At 69.1% G+C, this 24,941-nt stretch carries 24 protein-coding genes, 2 pseudogenes and 1 riboswitch; of the genes and pseudogenes, 17 read left to right on the plus strand and 9 right to left on the minus strand.

What is annotated here, in order from left to right; all coding sequences use genetic code 11:
• Positions 1 to 91: 91 nt before the first annotated feature.
• The 6 genes and pseudogenes from ACIA5C_RS46690 to ACIA5C_RS46715 all read left to right on the plus strand — a co-directional run.
• A pseudogene (locus tag ACIA5C_RS46690) lies at positions 92 to 466 on the plus strand (aldo/keto reductase); the annotation flags it as partial.
• Between the two features lie 5 nt (positions 467 to 471).
• Positions 472 to 1,335 carry an LLM class flavin-dependent oxidoreductase gene (locus ACIA5C_RS46695; RefSeq protein WP_396067479.1) on the plus strand — a complete coding sequence of 288 codons (864 nt, stop codon included), beginning with the start codon at positions 472 to 474 and terminating at the stop codon, positions 1,333 to 1,335.
• 39 nt (positions 1,336 to 1,374) lie between these two features.
• Positions 1,375 to 1,748, plus strand: a pseudogene (locus ACIA5C_RS46700) (hypothetical protein).
• Positions 1,745 to 2,182, plus strand: a complete 438-nt coding sequence (locus tag ACIA5C_RS46705) for a hypothetical protein (protein ID WP_396067481.1) — start codon at positions 1,745 to 1,747, stop codon at positions 2,180 to 2,182. Before ACIA5C_RS46700 ends, ACIA5C_RS46705 begins: the two are co-directional and overlap by 4 nt.
• 73 nt (positions 2,183 to 2,255) lie before the next feature.
• Positions 2,256 to 2,453, plus strand: coding sequence for a hypothetical protein (locus ACIA5C_RS46710; protein WP_396067483.1), 198 nt, complete (start codon positions 2,256 to 2,258; stop codon positions 2,451 to 2,453).
• A 27-nt stretch (positions 2,454 to 2,480) separates the two neighbouring features.
• Entirely contained in the window at positions 2,481 to 2,936 is a 456-nt protein-coding gene (locus tag ACIA5C_RS46715) for a roadblock/LC7 domain-containing protein (protein ID WP_396067485.1), read from the plus strand.
• On the opposite strand, the gene ACIA5C_RS46720 is transcribed toward ACIA5C_RS46715, so the two are convergent.
• A complete protein-coding gene (locus tag ACIA5C_RS46720; protein WP_396067487.1) occupies positions 2,896 to 3,891 on the minus strand; it encodes a LacI family DNA-binding transcriptional regulator in 996 nt (331 codons plus the stop codon). The two genes, ACIA5C_RS46715 and ACIA5C_RS46720, sit on opposite strands and share 41 nt — an antisense overlap.
• Positions 3,892 to 4,088: 197 nt before the next feature.
• On the opposite strand from ACIA5C_RS46720, the gene ACIA5C_RS46725 reads away from it, so the two are divergent.
• The 6 genes from ACIA5C_RS46725 to rhaI are packed head-to-tail and all read left to right on the plus strand — an operon-like array spanning position 4,089 to position 10,147.
• A complete protein-coding gene (locus tag ACIA5C_RS46725) occupies positions 4,089 to 5,594 on the plus strand; it encodes a sugar ABC transporter ATP-binding protein (RefSeq protein WP_396067489.1) in 1,506 nt (501 codons plus the stop codon).
• Entirely contained in the window at positions 5,591 to 6,595 is a 1,005-nt protein-coding gene (locus ACIA5C_RS46730) for an ABC transporter permease (RefSeq protein WP_396067491.1), read from the plus strand. Before ACIA5C_RS46725 ends, ACIA5C_RS46730 begins: the two co-directional genes overlap by 4 nt.
• Positions 6,588 to 7,568: an ABC transporter permease gene (locus ACIA5C_RS46735; RefSeq protein WP_396067493.1), complete on the plus strand. Its 981-nt coding sequence runs from the start codon at positions 6,588 to 6,590 to the stop codon at positions 7,566 to 7,568. Before ACIA5C_RS46730 ends, ACIA5C_RS46735 begins: the two co-directional genes overlap by 8 nt.
• Before the next feature lie 11 nt (positions 7,569 to 7,579).
• Positions 7,580 to 8,653: a rhamnose ABC transporter substrate-binding protein gene (rhaS, locus tag ACIA5C_RS46740; RefSeq protein WP_396067495.1), complete on the plus strand. Its 1,074-nt coding sequence runs from the start codon at positions 7,580 to 7,582 to the stop codon at positions 8,651 to 8,653.
• Positions 8,654 to 8,661: 8 nt separating this feature from the next.
• Positions 8,662 to 8,976, plus strand: coding sequence for an L-rhamnose mutarotase (locus ACIA5C_RS46745; RefSeq protein WP_396067497.1), 315 nt, complete (start codon positions 8,662 to 8,664; stop codon positions 8,974 to 8,976).
• 4 nt (positions 8,977 to 8,980) lie between these two features.
• On the plus strand, positions 8,981 to 10,147 hold the full coding sequence (gene rhaI, locus ACIA5C_RS46750; protein ID WP_396067499.1) for an L-rhamnose isomerase: 1,167 nt from the start codon (positions 8,981 to 8,983) through the stop codon (positions 10,145 to 10,147).
• On the opposite strand, the gene ACIA5C_RS46755 is transcribed toward rhaI, so the two are convergent.
• Positions 10,144 to 10,632 (minus strand): helix-turn-helix domain-containing protein, encoded by a 489-nt coding sequence (locus tag ACIA5C_RS46755; protein WP_396067501.1) that lies wholly within the window; start codon positions 10,630 to 10,632, stop codon positions 10,144 to 10,146. The two genes, rhaI and ACIA5C_RS46755, sit on opposite strands and share 4 nt — an antisense overlap.
• Positions 10,633 to 10,825: 193 nt before the next feature.
• Between ACIA5C_RS46755 and ACIA5C_RS46760 the strand changes: the two genes are divergently transcribed.
• A complete protein-coding gene (locus ACIA5C_RS46760) occupies positions 10,826 to 11,056 on the plus strand; it encodes a hypothetical protein (RefSeq protein WP_396067503.1) in 231 nt (76 codons plus the stop codon).
• A gap of 2 nt (positions 11,057 to 11,058) precedes the next feature.
• Here ACIA5C_RS46760 and ACIA5C_RS46765 read toward each other — a convergent pair whose 3' ends face one another.
• From ACIA5C_RS46765 to ACIA5C_RS46790, 6 genes are all read right to left on the minus strand, one after another.
• On the minus strand, positions 11,059 to 12,768 hold the full coding sequence (locus ACIA5C_RS46765; RefSeq protein WP_396067505.1) for an MFS transporter: 1,710 nt from the start codon (positions 12,766 to 12,768) through the stop codon (positions 11,059 to 11,061).
• A complete protein-coding gene (locus tag ACIA5C_RS46770) occupies positions 12,765 to 13,292 on the minus strand; it encodes a helix-turn-helix domain-containing protein (protein WP_396067507.1) in 528 nt (175 codons plus the stop codon). The genes ACIA5C_RS46765 and ACIA5C_RS46770 overlap by 4 nt, the downstream gene beginning before the upstream one ends.
• 160 nt (positions 13,293 to 13,452) lie before the next feature.
• A complete protein-coding gene (locus ACIA5C_RS46775) occupies positions 13,453 to 14,226 on the minus strand; it encodes an ATP-binding cassette domain-containing protein (protein WP_396067509.1) in 774 nt (257 codons plus the stop codon).
• On the minus strand, positions 14,223 to 15,236 hold the full coding sequence (locus ACIA5C_RS46780; RefSeq protein WP_396067511.1) for an ABC transporter permease: 1,014 nt from the start codon (positions 15,234 to 15,236) through the stop codon (positions 14,223 to 14,225). Before ACIA5C_RS46780 ends, ACIA5C_RS46775 begins: the two co-directional genes overlap by 4 nt.
• Positions 15,237 to 15,242: 6 nt before the next feature.
• A complete protein-coding gene (locus ACIA5C_RS46785; protein ID WP_396067513.1) occupies positions 15,243 to 16,271 on the minus strand; it encodes a sugar ABC transporter substrate-binding protein in 1,029 nt (342 codons plus the stop codon).
• 113 nt (positions 16,272 to 16,384) lie between these two features.
• On the minus strand, positions 16,385 to 18,601 hold the full coding sequence (locus ACIA5C_RS46790) for a discoidin domain-containing protein (protein ID WP_396067515.1): 2,217 nt from the start codon (positions 18,599 to 18,601) through the stop codon (positions 16,385 to 16,387).
• Between the two features lie 406 nt (positions 18,602 to 19,007).
• Between ACIA5C_RS46790 and ACIA5C_RS46795 the strand changes: the two genes are divergently transcribed.
• Together ACIA5C_RS46795 and ACIA5C_RS46800 are read left to right on the plus strand one after the other, a co-directional pair.
• Positions 19,008 to 19,505 (plus strand): metallophosphoesterase family protein, encoded by a 498-nt coding sequence (locus ACIA5C_RS46795; RefSeq protein ID WP_396067517.1) that lies wholly within the window; start codon positions 19,008 to 19,010, stop codon positions 19,503 to 19,505.
• 71 nt (positions 19,506 to 19,576) lie between these two features.
• Positions 19,577 to 20,779 carry an alpha/beta hydrolase family protein gene (locus ACIA5C_RS46800; protein WP_396067519.1) on the plus strand — a complete coding sequence of 401 codons (1,203 nt, stop codon included), beginning with the start codon at positions 19,577 to 19,579 and terminating at the stop codon, positions 20,777 to 20,779.
• Positions 20,780 to 20,821: 42 nt separating this feature from the next.
• Here ACIA5C_RS46800 and ACIA5C_RS46805 read toward each other — a convergent pair whose 3' ends face one another.
• Positions 20,822 to 22,243 carry a glycine hydroxymethyltransferase gene (locus ACIA5C_RS46805; protein ID WP_396067521.1) on the minus strand — a complete coding sequence of 474 codons (1,422 nt, stop codon included), beginning with the start codon at positions 22,241 to 22,243 and terminating at the stop codon, positions 20,822 to 20,824.
• Positions 22,244 to 22,261: 18 nt separating this feature from the next.
• Positions 22,262 to 22,352: riboswitch (ZMP/ZTP riboswitch) on the minus strand.
• Positions 22,353 to 22,474: 122 nt separating this feature from the next.
• On the opposite strand from ACIA5C_RS46805, the gene ACIA5C_RS46810 reads away from it, so the two are divergent.
• Positions 22,475 to 24,019 carry a cation:proton antiporter gene (locus ACIA5C_RS46810; RefSeq protein WP_396067523.1) on the plus strand — a complete coding sequence of 515 codons (1,545 nt, stop codon included), beginning with the start codon at positions 22,475 to 22,477 and terminating at the stop codon, positions 24,017 to 24,019.
• Between the two features lie 52 nt (positions 24,020 to 24,071).
• Positions 24,072 to 24,890, plus strand: a complete 819-nt coding sequence (locus ACIA5C_RS46815; protein ID WP_396067592.1) for a helix-turn-helix transcriptional regulator — start codon at positions 24,072 to 24,074, stop codon at positions 24,888 to 24,890.
• The last annotated feature ends 51 nt before the right edge of the window (positions 24,891 to 24,941 follow it).

The raw sequence follows: 24,941 nt of genomic DNA on the forward strand, positions 1-24,941 counted from the left end.
CTCGTCGCTGAGCACCAACTCGGCCCGCGGCCGGCCACGACCAGACATGACCACAGCCTACATTTAGATTAGGGACTTCCGGCGCACCACACTAGCCGGGGGCTGGCTGTCCGGGGCCCGGAGCACACACCGGTCAACCATCCTGCCCGACCGCTTCGACCCGTCGAAAAACCCGGCCCGCGTGGCGGCGGTCGAGCAACTGACCAAGCTAGCCGACCAGGCCGGCCGCACGCTGATCCAGCTCGCGCTCGGCTTCGTCACCGCCCACCCGGGCGTCACCAGCGCGATCATCGGCCCCCGCACCATCGACCACCTGCACTCGCAGCTGGCGGCGGCCGACACCGTCCTCAGCGCCGACGTGCTCGACGCCATCGACGCCATCGTCCCGCCCGGCGTCGACCTGGCCCCGGACGAGAAGCTCGACACCCCGCCCGCCCTGCTCGACCACTCCCTGCGCCGGCGGTGACCGCGATGACCACGCCGAGCTTCGGCATCGCCACTGCCCAGATGCAGGTCGGCTACCAGGACATCCAGCGGGTCTGGCACGAGGCCGACGCGATCGGGGAGATCGAGCACGCCTGGCTCTTCGATCACCTGATGCCGATCGGCGGCGACCCCGACGGCCCGATTCTGGAAGGCTGGACCCTGCTCGCCGCCCTCGCCGCCCAGACCAGCCGCCTGCAACTCGGCCTGCTGGTCACCAGCAATCGCTTCCGCCCGCCGGCGATGCTCGCCAAGATCGCGACCACGGTCGACGTCGTCTCAGGCGGTCGCCTCGCCTTCGGCATCGGCGTCGGATCACGGCCCGGGCACCCCCTCGCGCTGAGGGAATACGCCGCGCACGGCCTTCCCTTCCAGGAGACCGCGTACGCCGTGGGCAGCCTCGCCGAAGCCTGCACCGTGATCAAGCGGCTGTGGACCGAGCACCGACCGTTCGACTTCGATGGCACATATGTGCGGCTCACCGGCGCCTTCGGCAACCCGAAGCCGGCCTCAAGCCCGCCGTTCCTGATCGCCGGCCGGTCGGCGGCCGTGCTCCGCATCGCCGCCGAGCACGCCGACATCTGGAACATCCCGGGCGGCGATCTGGCCGACTGCGTGAGCCGCAGCGCCCTGCTCGACCGCTACTGCACCGGGATCGGCCGCGACCCGGCCGCGATCGTCCGCTCGATCCACCTGGCCGCCGACTTCGCCCGGCCCGGCAACACCCGGCAGGCGATCGAGGAGGCGCTCGACGCCGGCTTCCGTCACATCGTGCTCGGCCTGCCCCTCCCGTACCCGCCCGGCGCCGCCCGATGGGTGGCCGACGAACTCATCGCGCCCTTCCGCCGCTGAGACCCGCCTGCAAACCGCAGGCTCGACCTCGGAGGACAAGTGGCGAACATTGAAACTTCCCTGAAGGAAGCCATGACCATCGAGGGCGCCGTCGGCGTGGCACTGGTGGACTACACCAGCGACCTCACCCTCGGTGTCATGGGTGGCGGCGCAACCATGGACATGAACGTGGCCCCGCCGGCAACACCGACGTGGTCCGCGCCAAGGTGCGCACCCTCGAGATGCTGGGCTTCACCGACAACATCGAGGACATCCTGATCACCCTCGACAGCCAGTACCACCTGATCCGGCTCGTCCAGGGCCGGCGCGGCGGCGACGCGCTCTTCCTCTACCTGGCACTGAGCAAGAGCCGGGCCAACCTCGGTCTGGCGCGGCACCAGCTCCGCAAGATCGAAGCCGAACTCGAAATATGACGGCGGTCGAGGAGTCGAACGTCCGGAGCACGTCCCAGCTCGTCAGCGATGCGGTGCGGCAGTTCCGCAGCCAGGTGCCGGACTGCATCGCGAGCGGCCTCGTCGACATGTCGACCGGGATGCTGCTCGCCGCGGACACGCTCGACGACCACCCGAGCGAGGTGCTGGACCTGCTGGCGGCGGCCACGTTCGACCTGTTCCAGGGCCGCAACGTGGTGATGATCGAAGACATCTTCAAGGCCGCCGCGGCGTGCAGAATGCCCGGCACTACTTCCAGGAGATCCTGGTGCACAACGACAACATGGTGCACGTCTTCCTACGCAGCGCCGGCAACCAGGACACCGTCGCGGTGGTGGTATGCCGCAGAATCACGAACTCCGGGAGCAAAGACCGGACCAACCAAGGCCCGCTTCGGCGCTGCCTGCTGGCCTTGAAGCGGCTCGGTCGGAGCGGGCGCTACCCCTGGTCGGGCCCGGCCAGGCTGCCGGAACCCGGCCGGCTCGGCCCGTGCTGGTCCGGCCGGTGCCGCCCGGGACGCCCGAGAAAGCCGCCGGCACTTCCGCGCCGCTAGCGCAGCGATCCGCCGGCGCGACCCAGGACGTCACCGACCTGGCGGCCGACTGGTTCGCGTCGCTGATTCAGACGCCCTTCGCCAACGACGAAGCGGTCCTCGACCGCATTGTCGTCACCCTACGGACCCTCTGACCTCGCCGAGACGCCATGGAGCATGCCGTGCAAGCCGCCAGCTCAGATCCTTTCCAAACCGTCCGCGGCGAACTGGCCGCCCTGCGTCATCAGGTGACCGGGGTCCGCGGCCGCGTCATCGCCGGCGTCGACGGCCTGGTGATTCTGCACGACACGATGGCCGGCGCCGAACCCCACGACATCGCCGCCCTTGCGGCCGGCGCGCACGGCATCAGCCGTACGTGCGGCGCCGCCCTCGGGCAGGGGACGTTCAGTGAGGTGACGATCCGTAACTCGGGTGGCTATCTCGCCGTCTACGCGGGCGGTGATCTGGCGCTGCTCGCCGTCATCGGGGACAGCGGCCTCAACATCGCCCGCCTGCATCTGGAGGCCCCGTCCGGTCACCGCCCGGCTCTCGGCCGTCCTGACGATCAACGCGATAGACAACCGCCTGTAGGGAACCTCAACGCCGCGACGACGCCCGGGCCACGAGTTCGGGCGTGAACGACAGCTGCTGATGCCGGTGGTCGGGGTTGGTCGCCTCGTCGAGGACCAGCTGGGCGGCCGCCCGGCCCAATTCTTGACGCGGTTGGCGTACGGAAGTGAGCGGAACCGCCGCCGCGGCGGCGAATTCGATGTCGTCGAAACCGACGATCGCCAGATCGTCGGGGATGTGCCGGCCGGAGCCGATGCTCTGCTGCAGCAGGCCGAGCGCCAGCAGATCGTTGGCGCAGAAGGCCCCGGTGGGGCGCCGGCGCGCCGGGAGGCCGGCCAGCCGCTCGCCGGCCGAGCGGCCCTCGGCGACCGTCATCGCCTCGGTCGGCAGGTAGACGAAGTCGTCGGGCGAGCGGCCGAGCTCGGCCCAGATCTGCCGTGCGCCTTCGAGGCGTTCCCTGACCTGGCCGAGCGACTCCGGCCCGCCGATGACCGCGACGCGTTCGTGGCCCTGCTCGGCGAGGTGCTCGATGGCGATGCGGCCGCCGAGCACGTCGTCGACGGACACCGAGCAGCAGTCGGCGCCACCCCGCACCCGGTCGACGATGACCATGGGGACGCCGCGACGCGACAGCTCGTCGAGGTGCGGGGCGTCCGGGTTGACCGGGGTGATCAGGATGCCCTGGACGCGCTGCTGGAGCAGGCGGTCGAGGTGCACCTCTTCGCGTTCGGGCCGGCTGTTGCTGTTGCAGATGAACAGTGAGAGGTCGGCGTCCTCGGCCGCGTATTCGATGCCCTGCGCAACGTCGTGGAAGAACGGGTTGCTGCCGTCGAGCATCACGTAGGCCAGTGTGCGGCTGGTGCCGGCGCGCAGCTGGCGGGCCGATTCGTTGCGGACGAAGCCGAGGTCGGCCATCGCCCGCTCGACCCGTTCGCGGGTGCGGGCGCTGACCACTTCGGGCCGGTTCATGACGTTGGAGACCGTGCCCAGGGAGACTCCGGCGGCCGCGGCCACGTCCTTCACCGACGGTGTCCTGCCGTTGAGCACCGCAAACCCCCTGGTTTGAAACGTTGAAGCGCCATCTTACGGCATCGAGGAGCGGGACAACGGCGTCGTTTCCGCAGTGTTTCCATTCCGTGCTTGACACCTGTGACCGGGGCCACCTACGTTCTCCCTACGCCTAATGAAACATTTCAACTCGTCCAGGCTGGAGGTGGCCGGTGGCAGAGGCAGAGGCCCTGCTCGAGGTCCACGACGTGTCCAAATCCTTCGGCGCGGTCGCGGCCGTCCAGGGCGTCAGCTTCCCGCTGTACGGCGGGGAGGCGCACGCCCTCGTCGGTGAGAACGGTGCCGGCAAGTCGACGATCGTCAAGATGCTGGCCGGGGTGCATCGGCCCGACACCGGCACCCTGAAGGTGAACGGGGCCGACGTCGAGTTCGCCGGGCCGGCCGACGCCAAGGCGGCCGGCATCGCGGTCATCTATCAGGAGCCGACACTCTTCCCCGACCTGAACGTCGCGGAGAACATCGCGATGGGCAATCAGCCGCTGACCCGGCTGCGCCAGATCGACCGCAAGGCCATGCACGCCAACGCCGAGGCGCTGTTCCGCCGGCTGGGTGTCCACATCGACCCGACCCGCCCGGCCCGCGGCCTGTCGATCGCCGACCAGCAGCTGGTCGAGATCGCCAAGGCGCTGTCCAGCCAGGCCCGCATCCTGATCATGGATGAGCCGACCGCGGCCCTCTCCGGCGTCGAGGTCGAGCGGCTCTTCGCGGTCGTGCGGTCGCTGCGCGACGAGGGCGCCGCGATCATGTTCATCTCGCACCGGTTCGAGGAGATCACCGAGCTGTGCGAGCGGATCACGATCATGCGCGACGGCAAGCACGTCGCGACGGAGATGGTCGCCGACCTGACCGTCGACGACATGATCCGCCGGATGGTCGGCCGCGACCTCAGCGCGCTCTTCCCCAAGCAGGAGGTCACCCCGGGCGAGGTCGTGCTCGAGGTCGACGGCCTGTCTCGCGAGGGCCTCTTCCGCGACATCAGCTTCGACGTGCGGGCGGGCGAGATCGTTGCGCTGGCCGGCCTGGTCGGCGCCGGCCGGTCCGAGGTGATGCAGGCCGTCTTCGGGGTGGATCCCTATGACAAAGGGACGGTCAAGGTGTCGGGCAAGCGGCTCAAGGCCGGCTCCCCGCGGGCCGCGATGGCCGCCGGGATGGCCCTGGTGCCGGAGGACCGCCGCCAGCAGGGCCTGATCATGGAGCTGTCGATCGAGCGCAACGTGACCCTGCCCCGGGCCCGCAAACTGGCCCGGCTCGGCCTGCTCTTCGGCGGCGAGGAGCGGCGGGCCGCCGCGACCTGGACCCAGAAGCTGCAGACCAAGCTGGGCCACCTGTCCGACGCGGTCGGCACGCTCTCCGGCGGCAACCAGCAGAAGATCGTGCTGGCCAAGTGGCTGTCGACCGGGCCGAAGCTGCTGATCGTCGACGAGCCGACCCGCGGCATCGACGTCGGCACCAAGGCCGAGGTGCACCGGCTGATGTCGTCGCTGGCCGCCGACGGCCTCGCGGTCGTCATGGTCTCGTCCGAACTGCCCGAGGTGCTCGGCATGGCCGACCGGGTGGTGGTGCTGCGCGAGGGCCGGGTGGCCACGGTTCTGAGTCGCGACGAGGCGACCGAGGAGTCCGTTATGTACGCCGCGATGGGACAGCAGGTGACGGCATGACCCCGGCCGCCTTGGCAAAGCCCGGCAAGTCGTTGTTGAGGACGCGCGAGCTCGGCATCGTGCTGGCTCTGGCCCTTCTGATCATCTACACGACGGCCAACAACCACCGCTTCCTCTCCGGGCAGAGCATCCGCGACAACCTGCTCAACACCGCCATCCTCGCCGTGATGGCGGCCGGCGAGGCGGTCGTCGTGATCACCCGCAACATCGACCTGTCGGTCGGCTCGGTGCTCGGCGTCAGCGCGTGGGCCACGGCCACCATGGTCAGCGACCATCAGGGCCTGCCGATGATCGTCCCGATCGCGGTCGGCCTGCTGGTCGGCGCGCTCTGCGGCCTGATCAACGGCATCCTGGTCCGCTACGGCAGGGTGCCGGCCCTGGTCGTCACGCTGGGCACGCTCTACATGTACCGCGGCATCACGTACTCGTGGGCCGGCGGCAGGCAGGTGAACGCCGACAAGCTGCCGCAGCACTTCCTGGGCTTCGCCAACGCGAGCGTCCTCGGCGTCCCGTGGCTGGTGCTGATCGCGGTCGTCGTGGTCGGCGGCATCTCGGTGCTGATGCGCAATTACCGGGCCGGCCGCGAGCTGTACGCGATGGGCTCGAGCCCGCAGGCCGCCGAACTGGCCGGCATCAAGGTCGCCCGCAACCTGCTCGGCGCGTTCATCCTCAGTGGAGCGCTCGCCGGCCTGGCCGGGGTGCTGTTCGCGGCCCGGTTCGGCACGGTCGACGCGTCCGCCGGCACCAGCTACGAGCTCAACGTCGTGGCCGCGGTCGTGGTCGGCGGGGTGGCCGTCTTCGGTGGCAGCGGCACGGTCTGGGGAGCCGGTCTCGGCGCGCTGCTGCTGACCGTGATCGGGAGCGCCCTCGCGGTGCTCGAAATCAACCAGTTCTGGCAGCAGGCCATCGTCGGGTTCCTGATCATCCTGGCGATCTGCGCCGACCGGCTGGTCGCGGTACGCATCGCCCGCTCGCTGCGGAGGAGAGACGCCCATGTCTAAGCGCCTGGCGAGCTGGGACAGCATCATCATCCTGCTGACGGTCGTCGTCCTGATCGTCGCGTCGTTCGCGGTCGACAACTTCGGCACCAGCCGCAACTTCACGTTCCTCGTCCTCGACCTGATGCCGATCATCCTGGTCGCACTCCCGATGACGATGATCATCGTGACCGGCGAGATCGACCTGTCGGTGGCCAGCACGCTGGGCCTGACCAGCTCGCTCATGGGCTGGATGTGGAACAACGGAATGTCGATCCAGACGATCATTCCGCTCTGCATCGTGTTCGGCGCGGTGGCCGGCGCGCTCAACGGCTTCCTGGTCACCGGGCTCGGCCTGCCCTCGCTCGCGGTCACCATCGGCACCCTGGCGCTCTACCGGGGCCTGGCGTTCGTGGTGCTCGGCGACAGCGCGGTGGCCGACTTCCCCTACAACTACAGCAGCTGGGTCACCGGCACCTTCGGCGCCAGCTCGATCCCCCACGTCCTGCTGCCGATCGCGATACTCGCCGTGATCTTCGGCATCGTGCAGCACGCCACCCCGGTCGGTCGCGCGCTCTACGCGATCGGCGCCAACGCGCAGGCCTCACACTTCTCCGGCATTCGGGTCGCCCACACCAAATTCTGGCTCTACGTGGTCAGCGGCGCGGTCTGCGGCCTGGTCGGCGTGCTGTGGACCCTGCGCTACTCCAGCGCCCGCGCCGACAACGGCTCGGGCCTCGAACTCGCCGTGGTCGCGGCCGTCCTCCTCGGCGGCGTCTCGATCTTCGGTGGGAAAGGCAGCCTTCCCGGGGTCCTCGCCGGGGTCGTGCTGCTTGCCGCGTTGCAGAACGCGCTGCGCCTGAAGGACGTCTCCGGGCAGGCGCTGAACATCGTCACGGGCGCACTGCTCGTGCTGTCGGTTCTTCTTCCCAACATCGTCACCGCGATCCGCGGGTCCTGGCAGCGGCGCAAGCTCCGCCAGGCCGCGGCGTCATGAAGGAGTCCACCATGCTCCGATCTCGCATCCCCGTGCTGGCCTTCACCACGGCCGTCCTCGTCCTCGGATCCGCCGCGTGCGGTGGCACCACCAAGAACAACTCCTCGGACACCGGCTCGGCCGGCGGCGCGGCACCGGCCAGTGCCAACCCGAACGCCCAGCTCAAGACCGGTCTGAAGATCGCCTACCTGCCGAAGCAGCTGAACAACCCCTACTCCGATGTGGAGACGAGCGGCGGCGAGGCGGCGGTCAAGGAACTCCAGGGCGAATACAAGAAGGTCGGCCCGAACGACGCCAGCGCCTCCTCGCAGGTCAGCTACATCAACACGCTGATCCAGCAGCAGGAAGACGTGATCGTGGTGGCGGCCAACGACCCGAACGCGGTCTGCCCGTCGCTCAACCAGGCTCGACAGGCCAAGATCCACGTGGTGACGTTCGACTCGGACGCCAGCAAGGCCTGCCGCGACATCTTCATCAACCAGGCCACCACCGAGGGCATCGGCCAGTCGCTGGCCAAGATGGCGCTCGAGCAGGCCGGCGGCTCGGGCCAGATCGCGGTCCTCTCGGCGACGCCGAACGCGACCAACCAGAACGCCTGGATCGACGTGATGAAGACCGAGCTGAAGAAGCCGGAGTACAGCAAGCTTCAGCTCGTCAAGATCGCGTACGGCAACGACGACGACCAGAAGTCGTTCCAGGAGGCACAGGGCCTGCTGCAGTCGTACCCGAAGCTGAAGGTGATCGTCTCGCCGACCACCGTCGGCATCGCGGCCGCCTCCCGGTACGTGAGCTCGTCCAGCTACAAGGGCAAGGTGCAGATCACCGGGCTCGGCCTGCCCAACCAGATGCGCAAGTACGTCAAGGACGGCACGGTCAAGAAGTTCGCGCTGTGGAACCCGGCCGACATCGGCTACCTCGCCGCGTACGCCGGTGCCGCGCTCGCCTCCGGGCAGATCACCGGCCAGCAGGGCGACAAGTTCAAGGCCGGCAAGCTCGGCGACTACACGGTCGGCGCGGACGGTGAGGTCGTGCTCGGCCCGCCGACGGAGTTCACCCCGGCCAACATCGACCAGTTCAACTTCTGAGGACGACGATGCGCTACTGCTTCCACCTGCAGGTCCGGCCGGACCGGCTGGAGGAGTACGTGGCGCGGCACCAGGCCGTGTGGCCCGAGATGCAGGACGCACTTCGGGCCGCCGGCTGGCGCAACTACTCACTGTTCCTCCGCCCCGACGGCCTGCTCATCGGCTACGTCGAGGCGGACGATCTCGCAGCATCTCAGGCGGCGATGGAGACGACTGAGGTAAACACCCGCTGGCAGGCATCGATGACGGAGTTCTTCGAAGGCGCCACGCCGACCGACGGGTTTCCGCTGCTCACCGAGGTTTTCCACCTAGAAGGTAAGTGATCACATGACTGACCTCGCCGCAGTCAAGCGGGCGTTGGCCGCTCAGCGCATCGAGACACCGTCCTGGGCGTTCGCCAACTCGGGCACCCGGTTCAAGGTCTTCGCGCAGGCCGGCGTGCCGCGCAATCCGGAAGAGAAGATCGCTGACGCGGCGGTCGTGCACCGCCTGACCGGCGTCGCGCCGACCGTCGCGCTGCACATCCCGTGGGACAAGGTCGACGACTACGCCGCCCTCACCCGCTACGCGGCCGACCAGGGCGTCGACATCGGTGCGATCAACACCAACGTCTTCCAGGACGACGACTACAAGCTGGGCTCGGTCACCAACCCCGACCCGGGCGTCCGCCGCAAGGCCACCGATCACCTGCTCGAGGCGATCGACATCATGGACCGGACCGGGTCGCGCGATCTCAAGCTGTGGTTCTCCGACGGCCTCAACTACCCGGGCCAGGACGATCTGCGGACCCGGCAGGACCGCCTGGCGGCGGCGTTGCGGGAGGCGTACGACCGGCTCGGCGCCCACCAGCGGATGCTGCTCGAATACAAGCTTTTCGAGCCGGCCTTCTACGCCACCGACGTGCCGGACTGGGGCACGGCGTACGCCCACTGCGTCGAACTCGGCGAGCGGGCCGTCGTCTGCATCGACACCGGCCACCACGCGCCGGGCACCAACATCGAGTTCATCGTGGCGTTCCTGCTGCGGCAGAAGAAGCTCGGCGCGTTCGACTTCAACAGCCGCTTCTACGCCGACGACGACCTGATGGCCGGTGCGGCCGACCCGTTCCAGCTGTTCCGCATCATGAACGAGATCGTCCGCGGCGACGCGCTGGACCCGGCGTACGGCATCAACTTCATGCTCGACCAGTGCCACAACATCGAGGCGAAGATCCCGGCGATCATCCGCTCGGTGATGAACGTCCAGGAGGCGTCGGCCAAGGCGCTGCTGATCGACCGCGACGCCCTGGCCACGGCCCAGAACAACGGTGAGGTGCTCGAGGCCAACGCGGTGCTCATGGACGCGTACAACACCGACGTACGTCCGCTGCTCGCCGAGGTGCGCGCCGACGCCGGCCTCGACCCCGACCCGATCGCCGCCTACCGTCGCTCCGGCTACCAGGAGAAGATCGTCGCCGAGCGGGTCGGCGGCACCCAGGCCGGCTGGGGAGCCTAAGCGTTCCTGGTCGATCGCAGCGCGGTCGACCAGGACACCACCTGGTCGAGCATCATGGTGAGCACGCCCTCGTTCTGCGGGTCGGGCTTGAAGGTCGTGTAGTTGGCCAGCTTCTCGACCCACTGGGCCGCCTGCTCGCGCCCGACCCGGTCGTGGTCGAACCGCTTGACCGAGCAGTGCAGGGCCGAAACAACGTGTTCGTCCCACTTGGCGGAGAAGTCGGCGCTGGCGTGACGCAACGCCTCGACCAGCTCGACCGCCCGCCGGTCGTTGCCCCGACGGGCGACGACCGTACGCAGGTCGGCGACGAACGCCAGCGCGGTCTCCTCGTGCTGCTCGGCCAGCCGGTAGAGGTGTTTACGCTGGTCATCGGTGAGCCGCAAGGCCCGCGCGAGGCCCGCGAGCATGGTCGCCGACGGCATCGGGCCGCGCCCGCGCTCGAGCCGCTCGTAGTAGACGATCGACATGTGCGCCCGCTCGGCCACCTCCTCGCGGCGCAGGCCCGGGGTGCGGCGCCGCTCACCGGTCGTGATCCCGGCGCCGTCGGTGTCAGGGCGTCGCGGCGGCGGCGGAGGAAGTCACCGAGCTCGCCACGCTGTCCGATCGTCACCCGAAAACACTAAGCCGGTCCGGCCGCGGAGCCGATTCTGGGGCCATCTCGATCCCCTAGGAGAAATCATGCCCCCGGTGATGGACCAGTACATCGACACCGCCTACGACATCACGACCCAGCTGTTCGGGCCGGAATCGGGCATCCCCTGGTGGGCCTGGGGCCTGGTGCTGGTCGCCCTGTTCTGGAAGGTCCTGCTGCCCGCCCGCAAGACCGCCGCCGACCGCGACGCCGCGCTGGTCGCCGCCATGACCGGCGACGCCGACGGCGGCGGCAAGAAGGGCAAGAAAAAGAAGTAGTCCTAGCCCGGCCGTCGGGGCAGCCCGCCGTGCAGCCCACTGGCCTCGACCGCGGCGACGATGCGCGGGTCGAGCAGCAGGGCTATCCCGTCGTTGCCGCTGTTGACGAGTGAGAACAGCCGCTCGGTCGCCCCGACCTCGGCGAGCAGGTCGTTGAGCACGGCCAGCGGGCGGAGGGTCGCCGTCTCCCAGGCGCGGTAGCCCTCCCAGTCCCCGGGCGACCACATCACGCAGGGCCGGCCGTTGATCGAAATCACGTGGTCACCGTCCTCGACGTGCACCGGCCGCGCCACGACGTCAACCTGCAGCTCGATCCCGTACGCCCGGAGAGCCGGCGCCAATGCAGCCAGCTCTCGCGGCGCGAAGCCCTCCGCCATCTCCTCGCTGTCGATGAAGAACCAGGTCTCGCCCGGCTCGTCGCCCTGGAGCTTGAACGGCCACCCGCCCGCCGCGACCCGCTTCTGCTCGGCGGCTGCCTCAGCAGGCGTCAAACCCCGCCACAGACCGAGGTCCTTCAACGTCCGCGCGAGCTCGATGTGACGGCGATCCACCGGGTCATCATGCCTGACCACTGTTGCTGCAACGGCGATCGCGAGCATCAGCACGGCGAAGGCCAGCACGGTCGCCGCACCGCCGACGTGTTCGGTCAGGAGGCCGCCGATCCACGGGGCGAGCGGCACCGGAGCCCAGCCGAGCAGGGCGACCGCGGACTGGACCCGCCCCATCAGCGCGTCCGGGACCTGGGCCATCCAGCGGGCGGTCACCACCGCGTTGTAGAGCGGCCAGACCGACAGCACCAGGCCCAGCAGCGCGCCGAGCAGGACCGGCCGGGTGGTCAGCGATGCCAGGGCGATCAGCGGGACGCCGACCCAGACCGCACCTGCGACGACCAGCCGGGTCGAGGTGACGCGACGGGCCAGGGCGGGTGCGGCCAGGGCACCGAGCATGCCGCCGGCGCCACCCAGAGCCAGCATCAGACCGACCTCGGCCGGCGAGGCGCCGTGCCCGGCGGCGACCACGACGAAGACCAGGAACAAGCCGTTGATCACGAAGTCGCTGCCGGTCGTCAGCAGTGCGGTGGTGCGCAGGAAGCGGTTGTGCCAGGCGGCCCGCAGCCCGTCGGCGATCTCGCGGGCCAGGTGGCGACCGGCGACCGGCGGCGGCGCGGGCAGCGGGGTCCGGATCGAGGCGACGGTCGCCAGCGAGGCCAGGTAGGAGACGGCGTCGGCGGCGAACGGCAGCATCGAGCCCACGCCGAACAGCCAGCCGCCCAACGGTTGCCCGGCCAGCGAGGCGCCGTAGCCGCGGGCCTGGTTGAGGGCGATCGCCGACGGCAGCCGGGCCTCGTCGACGACCTGACGCAGGGCCGCGCCCTCGGCCAGCCGGAACAGGACGAACAGCGAACCCTCGACGGCCGCCACGACCAGGAGCCCGGCGAACGGCAGGTGCCCGAATGCGACGGCACCCAGGGCCACGGCTCGGCCCAGGTCGGCGGCGAGCATCACCGCACGGCGGTTCCAGCGGTCGACGTACGCCCCGGCGGGCAGTTGCAGAAGCACGAACGGCGCGCCGGCGACGAGCGCGACCAGCCCGGCCTTCGCGGCCGAGCCGGTGGTGGCCAGCACCAGCAACGGATAGGCGACCGAGGACACCTCCGCGCCGAGACCGGACAGGGCCTGGCCGATCCACAGCAGACGGAAGTCGCGGTTCACCGCCGGCGGGGAAACGCGTGCAGGAGAACCGTGACCGTCTCCGCGTCCGGCCCGTCGACCGAGTGCCGGGCGATGACCGCACGCAGCTCGTCCAGCAGTGCGGTCAGACCCTCGGGCGTGGTGCGGATCGGATAGTCGCCCGAGCTTGCCGCGCGCGCCCACTCGGGACTCCACTGTTCGGCGCGGTACTGCGCCAGCATCTGGGCCCAGACCTGGTGGGCCGCGTCCTGCAGAGCGTTTACGGCCTCGGGGTCGGCCAGGTCGTCCCACGAGGTCGTCTCGTGGGCGGCTCGCCACCAGCGCTCGCGGCCACCCCGGTGCAGCTCCGGCGCCTCGGTAACAAACCCATGTTTGGCCAGTTGACGCAGGTGGTGGCTGGTCTGACCGGAGTCGGTCTGCAGCCGCCGGGCCAGGATCGCCGAGGTCGCCGGCCCGTCGATGCGCAGCGAACCCAGGATCTTCATGCGCAGCGGGTGTGCCATCGCGCGCATGGCACCGACGTCGGACAGCCTCAGCTCGTTCACGCCGTGCAGGATATCCTCTGCATAGAGTATCTGCATAGGGTCTCTGCAAGGGCGAACGGCCCCCGGTCGGGGGCCGTTCCTGGTCTGCGGGTTCGGTGGGAATTGAGGTGAGGTGGGCCGGGTACGCGCCGTCCGTACCTCCGAAAGCGCGGCCTGAGGATCAGGCCGTGGCCGGTGGGGGTTCGGCGGCACCGGTCATGATGGCGACGGCTTCGGACATGGAGTGGGACTTCGGGGAGATGACCGTTGCTCGGCGGCCCAGGCGCTGGATGTGGATGCGATCGGCGACCTCGAAGACGTGGGGCATGTTGTGGCTGATCAGGATCACCGGGAGGCCGCGGTCGCGGACGTCGCGGATCAGTTGCAGGACGCGGTTTCCCTCCTTGACGCCGAGGGCGGCCGTCGGCTCGTCGAGGATGACGACCTTGCTGCCGAAGGCGGCCGAGCGGGCTACCGCGACCGCCTGGCGCTGGCCGCCGGACAGCGATTCGACGGCCTGGCCGATGTTCTGCAGGGTTGCCACGCCGAGTTCGTTCATGTGGCGGCGCGCCTCGGAACGCATGTGTTTGCGGTCGAGCATGCGGAACACGGTGCCGAGCGGGCCGGCTCGGCGTTCCTCGCGGCCCAGGAAAACGTTGTCGGCGATGTCGAGGCCGGGGGCGACGGCCAGGGTCTGATAGACGGTTTCGATGCCGGCCGACCGGGCGTCCATGGGCGAGCGGAAGTGGACCGGGCGCCCGTCCAGGAGGATCTCGCCGCTGTCCGGGATCAGGGCGCCGGAGAGGGCCTTGATCAGGCTGGATTTGCCGGCCCCGTTGTCGCCGATGACAGCCAGGATCTCACCCGGCATCAGCGACAGGTCACTCCCGTCGATCGCGACCACCCGGCCGTAACGCTTGGTGAGCCCGCGCGCCTCGAGGACCGGTGTGGTCATGTCTTCACCTTCCTGATCCACTGGTCCAGCGAGACCGCGACCAGCACGAGCAGGCCGATCGCGAAGCCCTGCCAGACCACTTCGATGCCGGCCAGTTGCAGGCCGTTGCGGAACACGCCGACGATCAGCGCACCGATGAGGGTGCCGAGCACGCTGCCGCGGCCACCGAAGAGGCTGGTACCGCCGAGCACCACCGCGGTGATCGAGTCGAGGTTGTAGTCGGTGCCGACGTTCGGGCTGGCCGAGGCGAGCCGTCCGATGAGGATCCAGCCGCCGACGGCGTAGAGCAGACCGGCCACGGTGTAGACCGAGAAAAGCACCCGCGAGGTCCGGATGCCGGCGAGCCGGGCGGCCTCGATGTCGTCGCCGGTGGCGTACACGTGCTTGCCCCAGGCGGTGGAGCGTAGCGCGTAGAAGAAGTACCCGAAGAGCAGCAGCATGATGATCGACCCGTAGGTGAGCCGGAACCCGCCGATCGGGATCGCATTGCCGGTCCAGCTCATGAGGTTGGGCATGTCGGTTCCGCGTACGGTCTGGCTGCTGCTGATCACCGAGTTGAGCGAGAAGAAGATCGTGAGCGTGCCCAGCGTGACGATGAACGGTGGCAGTTTGATGCGGGTGACCAGGATGCCGTTGAACGCGCCCATGGCCGTGCCGCAGGCGAAGCCGAGCAGCAGCGCGATGATGCCCGGGATCCCCGCCTTGACGCAGAAGTTCGCCATCAGGATCGAGGAGAAGACCGCGACGGCGCCGGCCGACAGGTCGATGCCGGCGGTCAGGATGATCAGGGTCTGTCCGAGCGCGAGCGTGGCGATCACGGTGACCTGCTCGAGCACGAGCGAGAGGTTGACGGCCGAGAAGAACCGGGTGTTGACGATCGAGAACGCGATGATCGCCACGATCAGTACGGCCAGCGGCCCGAGCACCGGGTTGGCGTGCAGCATGTGCTGAACGCGCAGGCCGAGCGAATCGCGTTGGCGCACCTCGAATTCGGCGGAAGCGGTTGTCATGGTTTGTCACCCCCAGCAGTTCTGCTTGCCCCACGTGGCGTCCTTGGACTCCACGCCGGTCTGCGGATCGTTGGTGATCAGTTGGGCGCCGGTGTCCACGAAGTTCTTGCCCGGGGTGTCCTGCGGGCGGGTGCCGTCCTTCGCGTACGCGGCGATGGCGTCGATGCCCATCTGCGCCATCTTCAGCGGGAACTGCATCGAGGTGGCCCCGATGACGCCCTTGGCGACGTTGTCGACGCCGGGACAGCCGCCGTCGATCGAGACGATGGTGACGGCCTTGTCCTTGCCGGCCACCTTCAGTGCCTGATATGCCCCGGCCGCCGCGGGCTCGTTGATGGTGTAGACGAGGTTGATCGACGGATCCTTCTGCAGCAGGTTTTCCATGGCGGTGCGGCCGCCGTCCTCGTTGCCGTCGGTCACGTCGTGGCCCGAGATCCGCTGATCGTGCTCGTCGCCGATCTTGTTGGCGTCGCCGATCGGGATGCCGAAGCCCTGCATGAACCCCTGGTCGCGCTGCACGTCCACCGAGACCTGGTTGGCGTTGAGGTCGAGGAAGGCGATCTTGGCCGGCTTGGTGCCGAACTTCGTCTTGGCCCACTCGCCGATCAGCTTGCCGGCCGCGAAGTTGTCGGTGGCGAACGTCGCGTCGGCCGCGTTCGCCGGATCGGTCGGCGTGTCCAGGGCGATGACGAGCATGTGCTGCTTGTGGGCCCGGTCGATGCTGGGCACGATCGCCTTGGAGTCGTTCGGGGTGAGCAGCAAGCCCTTCGCCCCGTACGACATGAGGGTCTCGATCGCCTGCACCTGGGACTCGTTGTCGCCGTCGACCTTGCCGGCGAAGGTCTGCAGGTCGACGCTCTCGGCCTTCGCTTCCTTCTGGGCGCCCTTCTTCATCGTCACGAAGTACGGATTGGTGTCGGTCTTGGTGATGAGGCCGACCACGTCCTCGCCGTTGCCGCGGTTGCATGCGGCAGCGGTTCCGAGAGCGAGTGACGTGAGGCAACCGGCCGCGATCCACTTGACTAGCGCACGCATACCCCCTCCAAATCGATCAAAATCGATTTAGAAGTCAATCTAAACCTTGGCCCAGCAAAAAAGGAGAGGCCGCCGGCTCGTGCCGGCGGCCTCCTGTTTCGTACGGGTGTGGTTTACGGGAAGTTGGTGACATTCTGCGGTGTCACCGAACTGGCCTGAGCGGCCGTGCCGGTGCTGTTCACCACGTGGTCGATCGTGCCGGAGGCCAGCGAGATCGTGAAGATGTCGTGCAGCTTCACCCCGCCGTTGACCGGCACCTGGAACCCGTTCGCCGAGTGCACGGCCGGGTTGGTCTGGAAGAAGCAGTAGCTGCCCAGACCCCAGCCCTCGAAGCTGGTGACGCTGTCGGCCACCTTGAGCGCCGGGTAGCCGGTGCCGTTCGGGTTCCAGGTCGCGTTGTTCGGCGGGTCGTACGGCTGCTCGTTCTGCAGGAAGTACATCCGGCCGCCGTTACCGTTCCACTGGATCTCGTTCTTCTGGTAGTGCTCGACGAACAGGCCGTACGCGGTCACGTTCTGGCCGTTCACGGTCAGGCCGGTGTCGGCCGTGTTGGTCGTCCAGCCGACGCCCGAGCCGTGGTCGGCCCGCCACGCCCAGATGTGGTCGATGATCGCGTTGCTGCTGTTGACCAGCAGGCTGTTGGTGGCCTTGCCGGCGCCCGCGCCGCCGATCCGGAAGAACACGTCCTGGATCGTGGTCGGGTTGCCGGCGTGGCTCGCCGACGACCCGTTCGGGCCGACGACCAGCAGGTTCGCCGAGTTGGTGGTGCCGGCGTCGAAGAGAATGCCGGCGATCTTCACGCCGTCCACGTCGGACACCTGCATTCCAGTGACGCCGTTGTCCGGGATGATCGTCGCGTAGCCGAGGCCCAGCACGACGGTGTTGGCCCGGGTCACGTTGATCGTCTGGTTCACGTGGTAGATGCCCGGCTGGAAGATCAGGTTCAGGCCCTGCGCGAGCGCCTGGTTGATCGTGGCCGCGCTGTCGCCGGGCTTGGCGACGTAGAACTGCGAGAGCGGGATGCTGGTGCCCGGCGTGTTGCCGTTCGCCCAGGTCACGCCCGACGCGTTGGTCTGCAGGTTGGGCACGAAGACCGCGTAGTTGCCGCCGGTCTGGTAGAGGTAGGGCTTCTCCCGGATGACCGGGGTCGAGCCGATCGTGGTGTACGGCGGGTTCGGGAAGCTCTGCGCGGGAGCACCCTGCACGCCGACGAACTCCTGGTTCCAGACCGCGTTGGTGTTCGAGCCGATCTGGCTGTTGCGGGTGAACCACTGCTGCTGGGAGTACTGCCCCTCGGCACCGGTCATCCGCGAGTCGGCGATGTAGCCACCGGACGCCCAGCCGTAGCCGTTCGGGGCCAGGTTGACGCCACCGTGGACGTCGATCCGGCGGAACGGCGCGGCCTGCGAGACGGCCCAGCGGTCGTCACCGGAGACCGGGTAGAGCGACAGGTTCTCCACCGACCGCCAGAAGTTCTGGGTCGCATTGCCCTGCATCCAGCCCGCGTCGACGGTGATGTCGCCGTGGATCTGCACGTCGTCCGGGTTCTGGCCGAGGCCGAGCACCGAGGTGTAGAAGCCGACCTGGATGTTCAGGCCGCTGTACGAACCCGGCTTGAACGCCAGCACGTACCGCTGGGTGCCGAACTGGTTCGACTCCTGCTGGTGGAAGATCGTGTCGGCCTGGCTCTGGATCGACGCCGCCGACATGCTCGGGTCGAAGACGATCACGTTGGAGCCGAGGCTGCCACCACCGGGCTGAGTCGGGCCGGTCGGCTGGGTGGTCGGCGGCGTGGTCGTGCCGCCACCGCCGGCCGTGCCGAAGACCTTGAACTCCCACAGCGAGTAGCCGTAGCCGGAGGTGCGCGCGGTGCCGTACATCCGCACGTACCGGCCGCTGCCGCTGACGTTCAGGTTCTGCGTGCCGCCGGTGCTGGTGGTCGTCGAGTAGATCGACGTCCAGTTGGTGGCGTCGTTCGACGTCTGGATCTGGAACGCCTTGCCGGCGGCCGTCTCCCAGTCGAGTTCGACCGAGGTGATCGTGGACGTCTGGCCGAGGTCGACCTGCAGCCACTGCGGGTCGGAGAACGCGCTCGACCAGCGGGTGCCGGCGTTACCGTCGACGGCTTCCGACGCCAGGTAGGCGCCGGCGGCCTCGGTCGACGACGCGGTCGCGGGCTTGCCCTGCGAGAGCAGGGTGTCGGCCGCGCTCGCACCGAGCGAGGTGGTCACGGCGTACCCGGCGACGACGGCGGCCACGAGGCCACCGATCGCGCCGAGGCGCCAGGGGGAGCGTCTCCGCGGGGGTGCGGAGTTAGCGGGGATGGTCATTGCTTCTCCTTGGGCGGGGAACTGCAAGGGGGACTTCTTGCACCCTGGGGGGAAGCTGATCTCCACATTGACGGGGAGAGCGCTCCCCCGAGAACGACGCTAAGGACGGTCCGGTGAACTGTCCAGAGTTCGGCCGAGTTCCGGAACCGATCGATAACGCGGACGTGCTTGTGGATGTCACATCGATGCGCAATGGGCCGATGTACGTTCGGGCATCGGTGCAGGTAGATGACTTGCCCTGGTTTCCCTTTTGCTCCCGGCGACGGCATCCGCGACCCTCGATAACACAACCGCCGCAACCGGTTCCGACGCGGACCGGAAAGACTCGCATCAACGCCTGGAACACGCATAACCGGGCAAAGGTTCGGGAAGCGCTTTCTGACCGGTCATCTACTACGCTGAACCCATGCGGCTGGTCCTGACCACCGACACCCACCTGCCCAAGCGCGCCCGTGACCTGCCGGCCCCGCTGTGGGACGCCATCGACGAGGCCGACGTCGTGCTCCACGCCGGCGACTGGGTCGACGAGGCCACGCTCGACGCGATCGAGGCGCGCGCCGACCGGCTGATCGCCTGCTTCGGCAACAACGACGGTCCGGGCCTGCGGGCCCGGCTCCCGGAGATCGCGTACGCGTCGCCGGCCGGCCTGAAGATCGCGGTGCTGCACGACTCCGGGCCGTCGACCGGACGCACCGAGCGGATGGCCGCCCGCTTCCCCGACGTCGACCTCCTGGTCTTCGGCCACTCGCACATCCCCTGGGACACGACCGCCCCCTCGGGGCTGCGCCTGCTCAACCCGGGCTCGCCGACCGACCGCCGGCGCCAGCCGTACGCGACGTACATGACCGCCGTGGTCACCGACGGTGCTCTGGTCGACGTGCGGCTCCACGAGCTTCCTAGGTAGGGACAGCCCTACTCCGAATCCGGATGCTGGCCGGGCTGATTCGGCGGCCGCGAATTTCTAGCGTCGGTCCTATGAGGAAAACGCTGAGTTCGGGGATCGCGGCGACGCTGGTGGCGGGGTCGTTCGCGGTGACGGGGGCACCGGCGCAGGCGGCGCCTCCGCTCGGCGGGCTGGTCTCGGCGACCAGCCTGCACGAGTACGCCACACGCGCCGACGTCGACGCGTACCTGACTTCCGACGGCTTCAGTCCCGAGACCGACCGCTACGGGGTGCACACCTATCGGCTGGTCTATCGCACCACCAGCGCAACCGGGAAGCCGACCACCGCGAGCGGGCTGGTCGCCCTGCCGGTCAGCGGTTCCCGACGGCTGTCGACGGTCGAATTCGGGCACGGCACCGAGATCTACAAGGATGACGCGCCGTCCACTTCGGACGACGTGTTCGTGGACGGGCCGGCGGTCACGTTCGCGTCGGCCGGGTTCGCCGCGGTCGCGCCCGACTATCTCGGGCTGGGTCTCGGCCCGGGCCCGCACCCGTGGATGGACGTGCCGTCGGAGACCACCGCCTCACTCGACCTGCTGCGGGCGGCCCGCACCTTCGTCGCCCAGCAGGGGCGTTCGCTGAGCCGGGACGTCTACCTGTCCGGGTTCTCGCAGGGCGCCTCGGCTGCTCTCAGCCTGGCCCGCACGCTGCAGCGCGGAGGCGACCCGTGGTTCCGGGCCGCCGCGGTGGCTCCGATCAGCGGCGCCTACGACTTCCGGCACGCGGCGATCCCGTCGCTGTTCACGCCCGCCGTACAACCGCTGCTGGCCAGCGCGTACACGACCTATCTGCTGGTTGCCTTCGACCGGCTGCACGACATCTACCGGGAGCCGGCCGACGTGTTCCAGCCCGACTACGTGCCGCTGGCCGGACTGTTCGACGGCACACACACCGGCCAGGAGGTGCTCGGCGCGCTGCCCGCCTCGATCGACGACCTGCTGACCGTCCGGGGCAAGCAGATGCTGCTGCACCCGACCGGCCGGTTCGCCGACGCGCTGGCCGTGCTCGACAGCGTCTGCACCGACTGGACGCCGCGGATGCCGGTGCGGCTCTACTACAGCCCGGGCGACGAGGAGGCTGTCAACGCCAACACCGAGCACTGCCAGGCCGCGCTCGACGCGCCGACCGTGAACCTCGGCGTCGACCGGGACTACAACGGGTTCGTACACGAGGGCTCCGAAGTCCTCGGCGTACCGGAAGTAACCCGGTGGTTCGCCCTCCTGGCCGGTTGAGAGCCGGATGCCCGGCCGCTTCGGCGGCCGGGCATCTCACCGTCAGAGCGTGACGCTCGGGTAGAGCGGGAACGGCGCCAGCAGTTCGGTGGCCTGCTTGCTGACGCGGTCGGCGAGGGCCGGGTCGAGGGAGTACTTCGCCTTGGAACCCTCGGCCGGGCTGGTGCCGGCGAGCACGGTGTGGATGAGCTCGGCGATCTGGTCCATCTCGGCGGTGCCGAGGCCCCGCGAGGTGAGGGCCGGGGTGCCGATGCGGATGCCCGAGGTGTACCAGGCGCCGTTCGGGTCCTGCGGGATCGCGTTGCGGTTGGTGACCACGCCGGAGTCGAGCAGGGCCTGCTCGGCCTGGCGGCCGGTGAGACCGAACGGATGCACGTCGATCAGCACGAGGTGGTTGTCGGTGCCGCCGGAGACCAGCTCGACGCCGCGGGAGAGCAGGCCCTCGGCGAGCGCCTGGCTGTTGGTGACGATCTGCTGGGCGTAGCCCGCGAACTCCGGCCGGCGGGCCTCCGCGAACGCGATCGCCTTGGCCGCCATCACGTGGCTGAGCGGGCCACCGAGGACCATCGGGCAGCCGCGGTCGACCTGGTCGGCCAGCTCGGGCTGGGCCAGAACCGCGCCGCCGCGCGGGCCGCGCAGGCTCTTGTGGGTGGTCGTGGTGACGATGTGGGCGTGCTCGACCGGGTTGAAGTCGCCGGTGAAGACCTTGCCCGCGACCAGGCCCGCGAAGTGCGCCATGTCGACCATGAACGTCGCGCCGACCTCGTCGGCGATCTCGCGCATCTTCGCGAAGTTGACCTTGCGCGGGTACGCCGAGTAGCCGCCCACGATGATCAGCGGCTTGAACTCCCTGGCCGTCTCGCGCAGGGCCGCATAGTCGATCTGGCCGGTCGACGCGTCGACCCCGTAGCTGCGCTGGTCGAACATCTTGCCCGAGATGTTGGGCCGGAAGCCGTGGGTGAGGTGGCCGCCCGCGTCGAGGCTCATGCCGAGCATGCGCTGGTTACCGAACGCCTGCCGCAGCTCGGCCCACTCGGCGTCGTTGAGGTCGTTGACCTGCCGCTTCTCGAACTTCTTGAGCGCCGGCACCTCGACCCGGTCGGCCAGGATCGCCCAGTAGGCGACCAGGTTGGCGTCGATGCCGGAGTGCGGCTGAACATAGGCGTAAGGGGCGTTGAACAGCGCCTTGGCGTGCTCGACCGCGACCGCCTCGACGGTGTCGACGTTCTGGCAGCCGGCATAGAAGCGGCGGCCGATGGTGCCCTCGGCGTATTTGTCGGACAGCCAGTTGCCCATGGCGAGCAGAACGGCCGGGGACGCGTAGTTTTCACTCGCAATCAGTTTCAGCGATTCCCGCTGGTCGTGGAGCTCCTTGACGATCGCGTCGGCGATCCGGGGCTCGACACTGCGCACGACCTCGATGGCCGCCTGAAAAGCAGTGGATTCGGGACTCAAGTCAGACATGGGACCTCCTTAGCACGATGCTGAGGCCCAGGCGCACGGCAGGTCGTCATGTCGACGGGGCCGCTCCCCGATGGTGACCCATCCCAACGCGCCAGTCACGGCCCGCCGCCGAGCATACCGGCGCCCGAGCTCACCGGGAGTACCCGTCCGGACATCCGGGGCCGCCTTCTCGGCGGAGAACGCCCGGGCGTGTTCCCGCTGCCGAAACCGACGATCACTAGCCTGACCCGGGTGAACGGCGTTCAGCTTCTTCTCATCGTCGGTGCCGGCATCGCGGTGTCGGCCATCGCCCGGCGGCGCGGACTCGAGTCCGGGCTGGTCATCGTCGTGCTCGCGGCCGGGGCCTCGTTCATCCCGCAGATGCCCCGGCTCGAGCTGGAGCCGGAGCTGATCCTGGCCATCGTGATCCCGCCACTGCTCTACTCGGCGACCCGCGGGGCCTCGTTCTCGGCGTTCGGCGCCAACCTGAGCTCGATCACCACGCTCGGCATCACGCTGGTGCTGCTCACCACGGGCGCGCTCGGGGTGATCTCGACCTGGATCCTGCCGTCGATCGGGGCGGCGGCCTGCTTCGTGCTCGGCGCGGTGCTCGCCCCGCCGGACACCATCACGATCGTGTCGCACGGTGATGAGCTGGGGCTGCCCAAACGCATCACGTCGACGCTCACCGGCGAGAGCCTGGTCAACGACGCGACGGCGCTGACGCTGTTCGCGATCGCGGTCGCCGCGGTCAACGGCAACCACACCGGCTGGGCCGCGGGCACCCTCGAGTTCTTCAAGAACGCGCTGCTCGGCATCCTGATCGGTGCCGTCATGGCGGTGATCGTGCTGTGGATCCGCCCGCGGCTGGGCAACGCGACCCTCGAGACCTCGCTGGTGCTGCTGCTGCCGTTCACCGCGTTCCTGGCCGCCGAGCAGGCGCACGTGTCGGGCATCCTGGCCGTCGTCACGGCCGCGTTCTCGGTCAGCGTCAACCTCAGCCTCGACCCCAAGCACCAATATCCGGGCGCCTACCGCACCCGCCTGCAGGAGGACGCGTTCTGGCCGGTCCTCGACTTCCTGCTGGAGACGTTCGTGTTCGCGTACATCGGTCTGCAGTTGAAGTTCGTGCTCGAGGAGGTCTTCCGGGAGGAGCACCTCACCCGCACGCTGGTCGCCTCGGGGGTGCTGCTGGTCGCCGCCATCCTGATCCGGATGGCCGGGGTCTACGTGCTCTTCGGCCGGCGCGTGCTGCAGTGGCGGCTGGTCGGCTGGCGGCTGACCCGCAACCCGCAGCTGCGGGAGCAGTGGGAGAAACAGATGGCGAACGCGGGCAAGCGCGCCCGGAACTACTCGCCTCCGACCCACAAGGAGATCGTGCTGGTCGGCTGGACCGGCATGCGGGGCATCCTGACCCTGGCCGCCGCGGCCGCCGTCCCCGAGTTCACCGACGATCACCGGCCCTTCCCCGGCCGACCGGAGATCCAGGCGATCGCGCTCTTCGTCACGCTGGGCACCCTGCTGATCCAGGGCACAACGGTGAAGGCGCTGGCCCGGCGGCTCCGGTTCGACCTGACCGCGGACCGGGCCGAGGAGGAGGCGATGCGGGAGGACGCCGCCCGGACCATCGCCGACGCCGCGGCCGAGCCGGCCGCCGACGTCGACGACGGGTTCGAGAAGCAGCGGCTCGCCCTCGGCGTCGCGGTGCGTGACCGGCGGCTGACCGAGGCGATCGCCCGGGAGCTGATCGAGGACATCGACCTGCGCCAGGCCGCCCGGCATACGGGGGATTCGTGATCCCTTCCTCCGCCCTCGAAAGCCCGGCACGCTGGGTGGTGTGACTGTGACGATGGACCGGGCGCAACTGGCGGATTTCCTCCGCACCCGCCGCGAGGCGCTCCAGCCGGAGGACGTCGGTCTCCCCCGCGGGCACCGGCGTCGCACCGGCGGCCTCCGCCGCGAGGAGGTGGCCGCGCTCAGCGGGATGTCGACCGACTACTACACCCGCATCGAGCAGCAACGCGGTCCGCAGCCGTCCGAGCAGATGCTCGCCGCGATAGCCCGCGGCCTGCACCTCAGCCTCGACGACCGCGATCATCTGTTCCGGATCGGCGGCCACGCCGTCCCGCGGCGGTTGATCCGCGACGACCACCTGAGCCCCGGCATGCTGCGCGTCGTCGACCGACTGCAGGACACCCCGGCGATGGTCGTCAACCGCTACGGCGAGACGATCCTGCAGACGCCGCCGGCGGTGGCTCTGCTCGGTGACGAGTCCCGCTTCACCGGCCTGAACCGCAGCACGGTCTATCGCTGGTTCGCCGACCCGTCCAGCCGCGACCGGTACGTGGCCGAGGACCACCCGCTGCACACCCGGGTCTTCACCGCCCAGCTGCGCATGCGGTACGCCACCGACCCCGGCGGCCGGGCCGGCGAGATCGTACGGGCGCTGCTCGCGATCAGCCCGGAGTTCGCCGAGGTGTGGGCCGATCACGAGGTCGGGCTTTCACACGTCGACCGCAAGCGCATCGTGGTGCCCGATCTGGGCGTGCTCGAGTTGTGGTGCCAGAACCTGTTCGACCCCGAGCAGGAGCAGACCCTGGTGGTCTTCACCGCGGCGCCCGGATCGCCTAGTTATGAGAAGCTTCAGCTCCTCGCCGCGGTTGCTTAAGACCGGTTCCGGAACCGGTTTTACTTGCCTAGGACGACCGGCATCGATGAG

This window comes from Actinoplanes sp. NPDC051343, assembly GCF_044455125.1.
GTDB lineage: Bacteria > Actinomycetota > Actinomycetes > Mycobacteriales > Micromonosporaceae > Actinoplanes.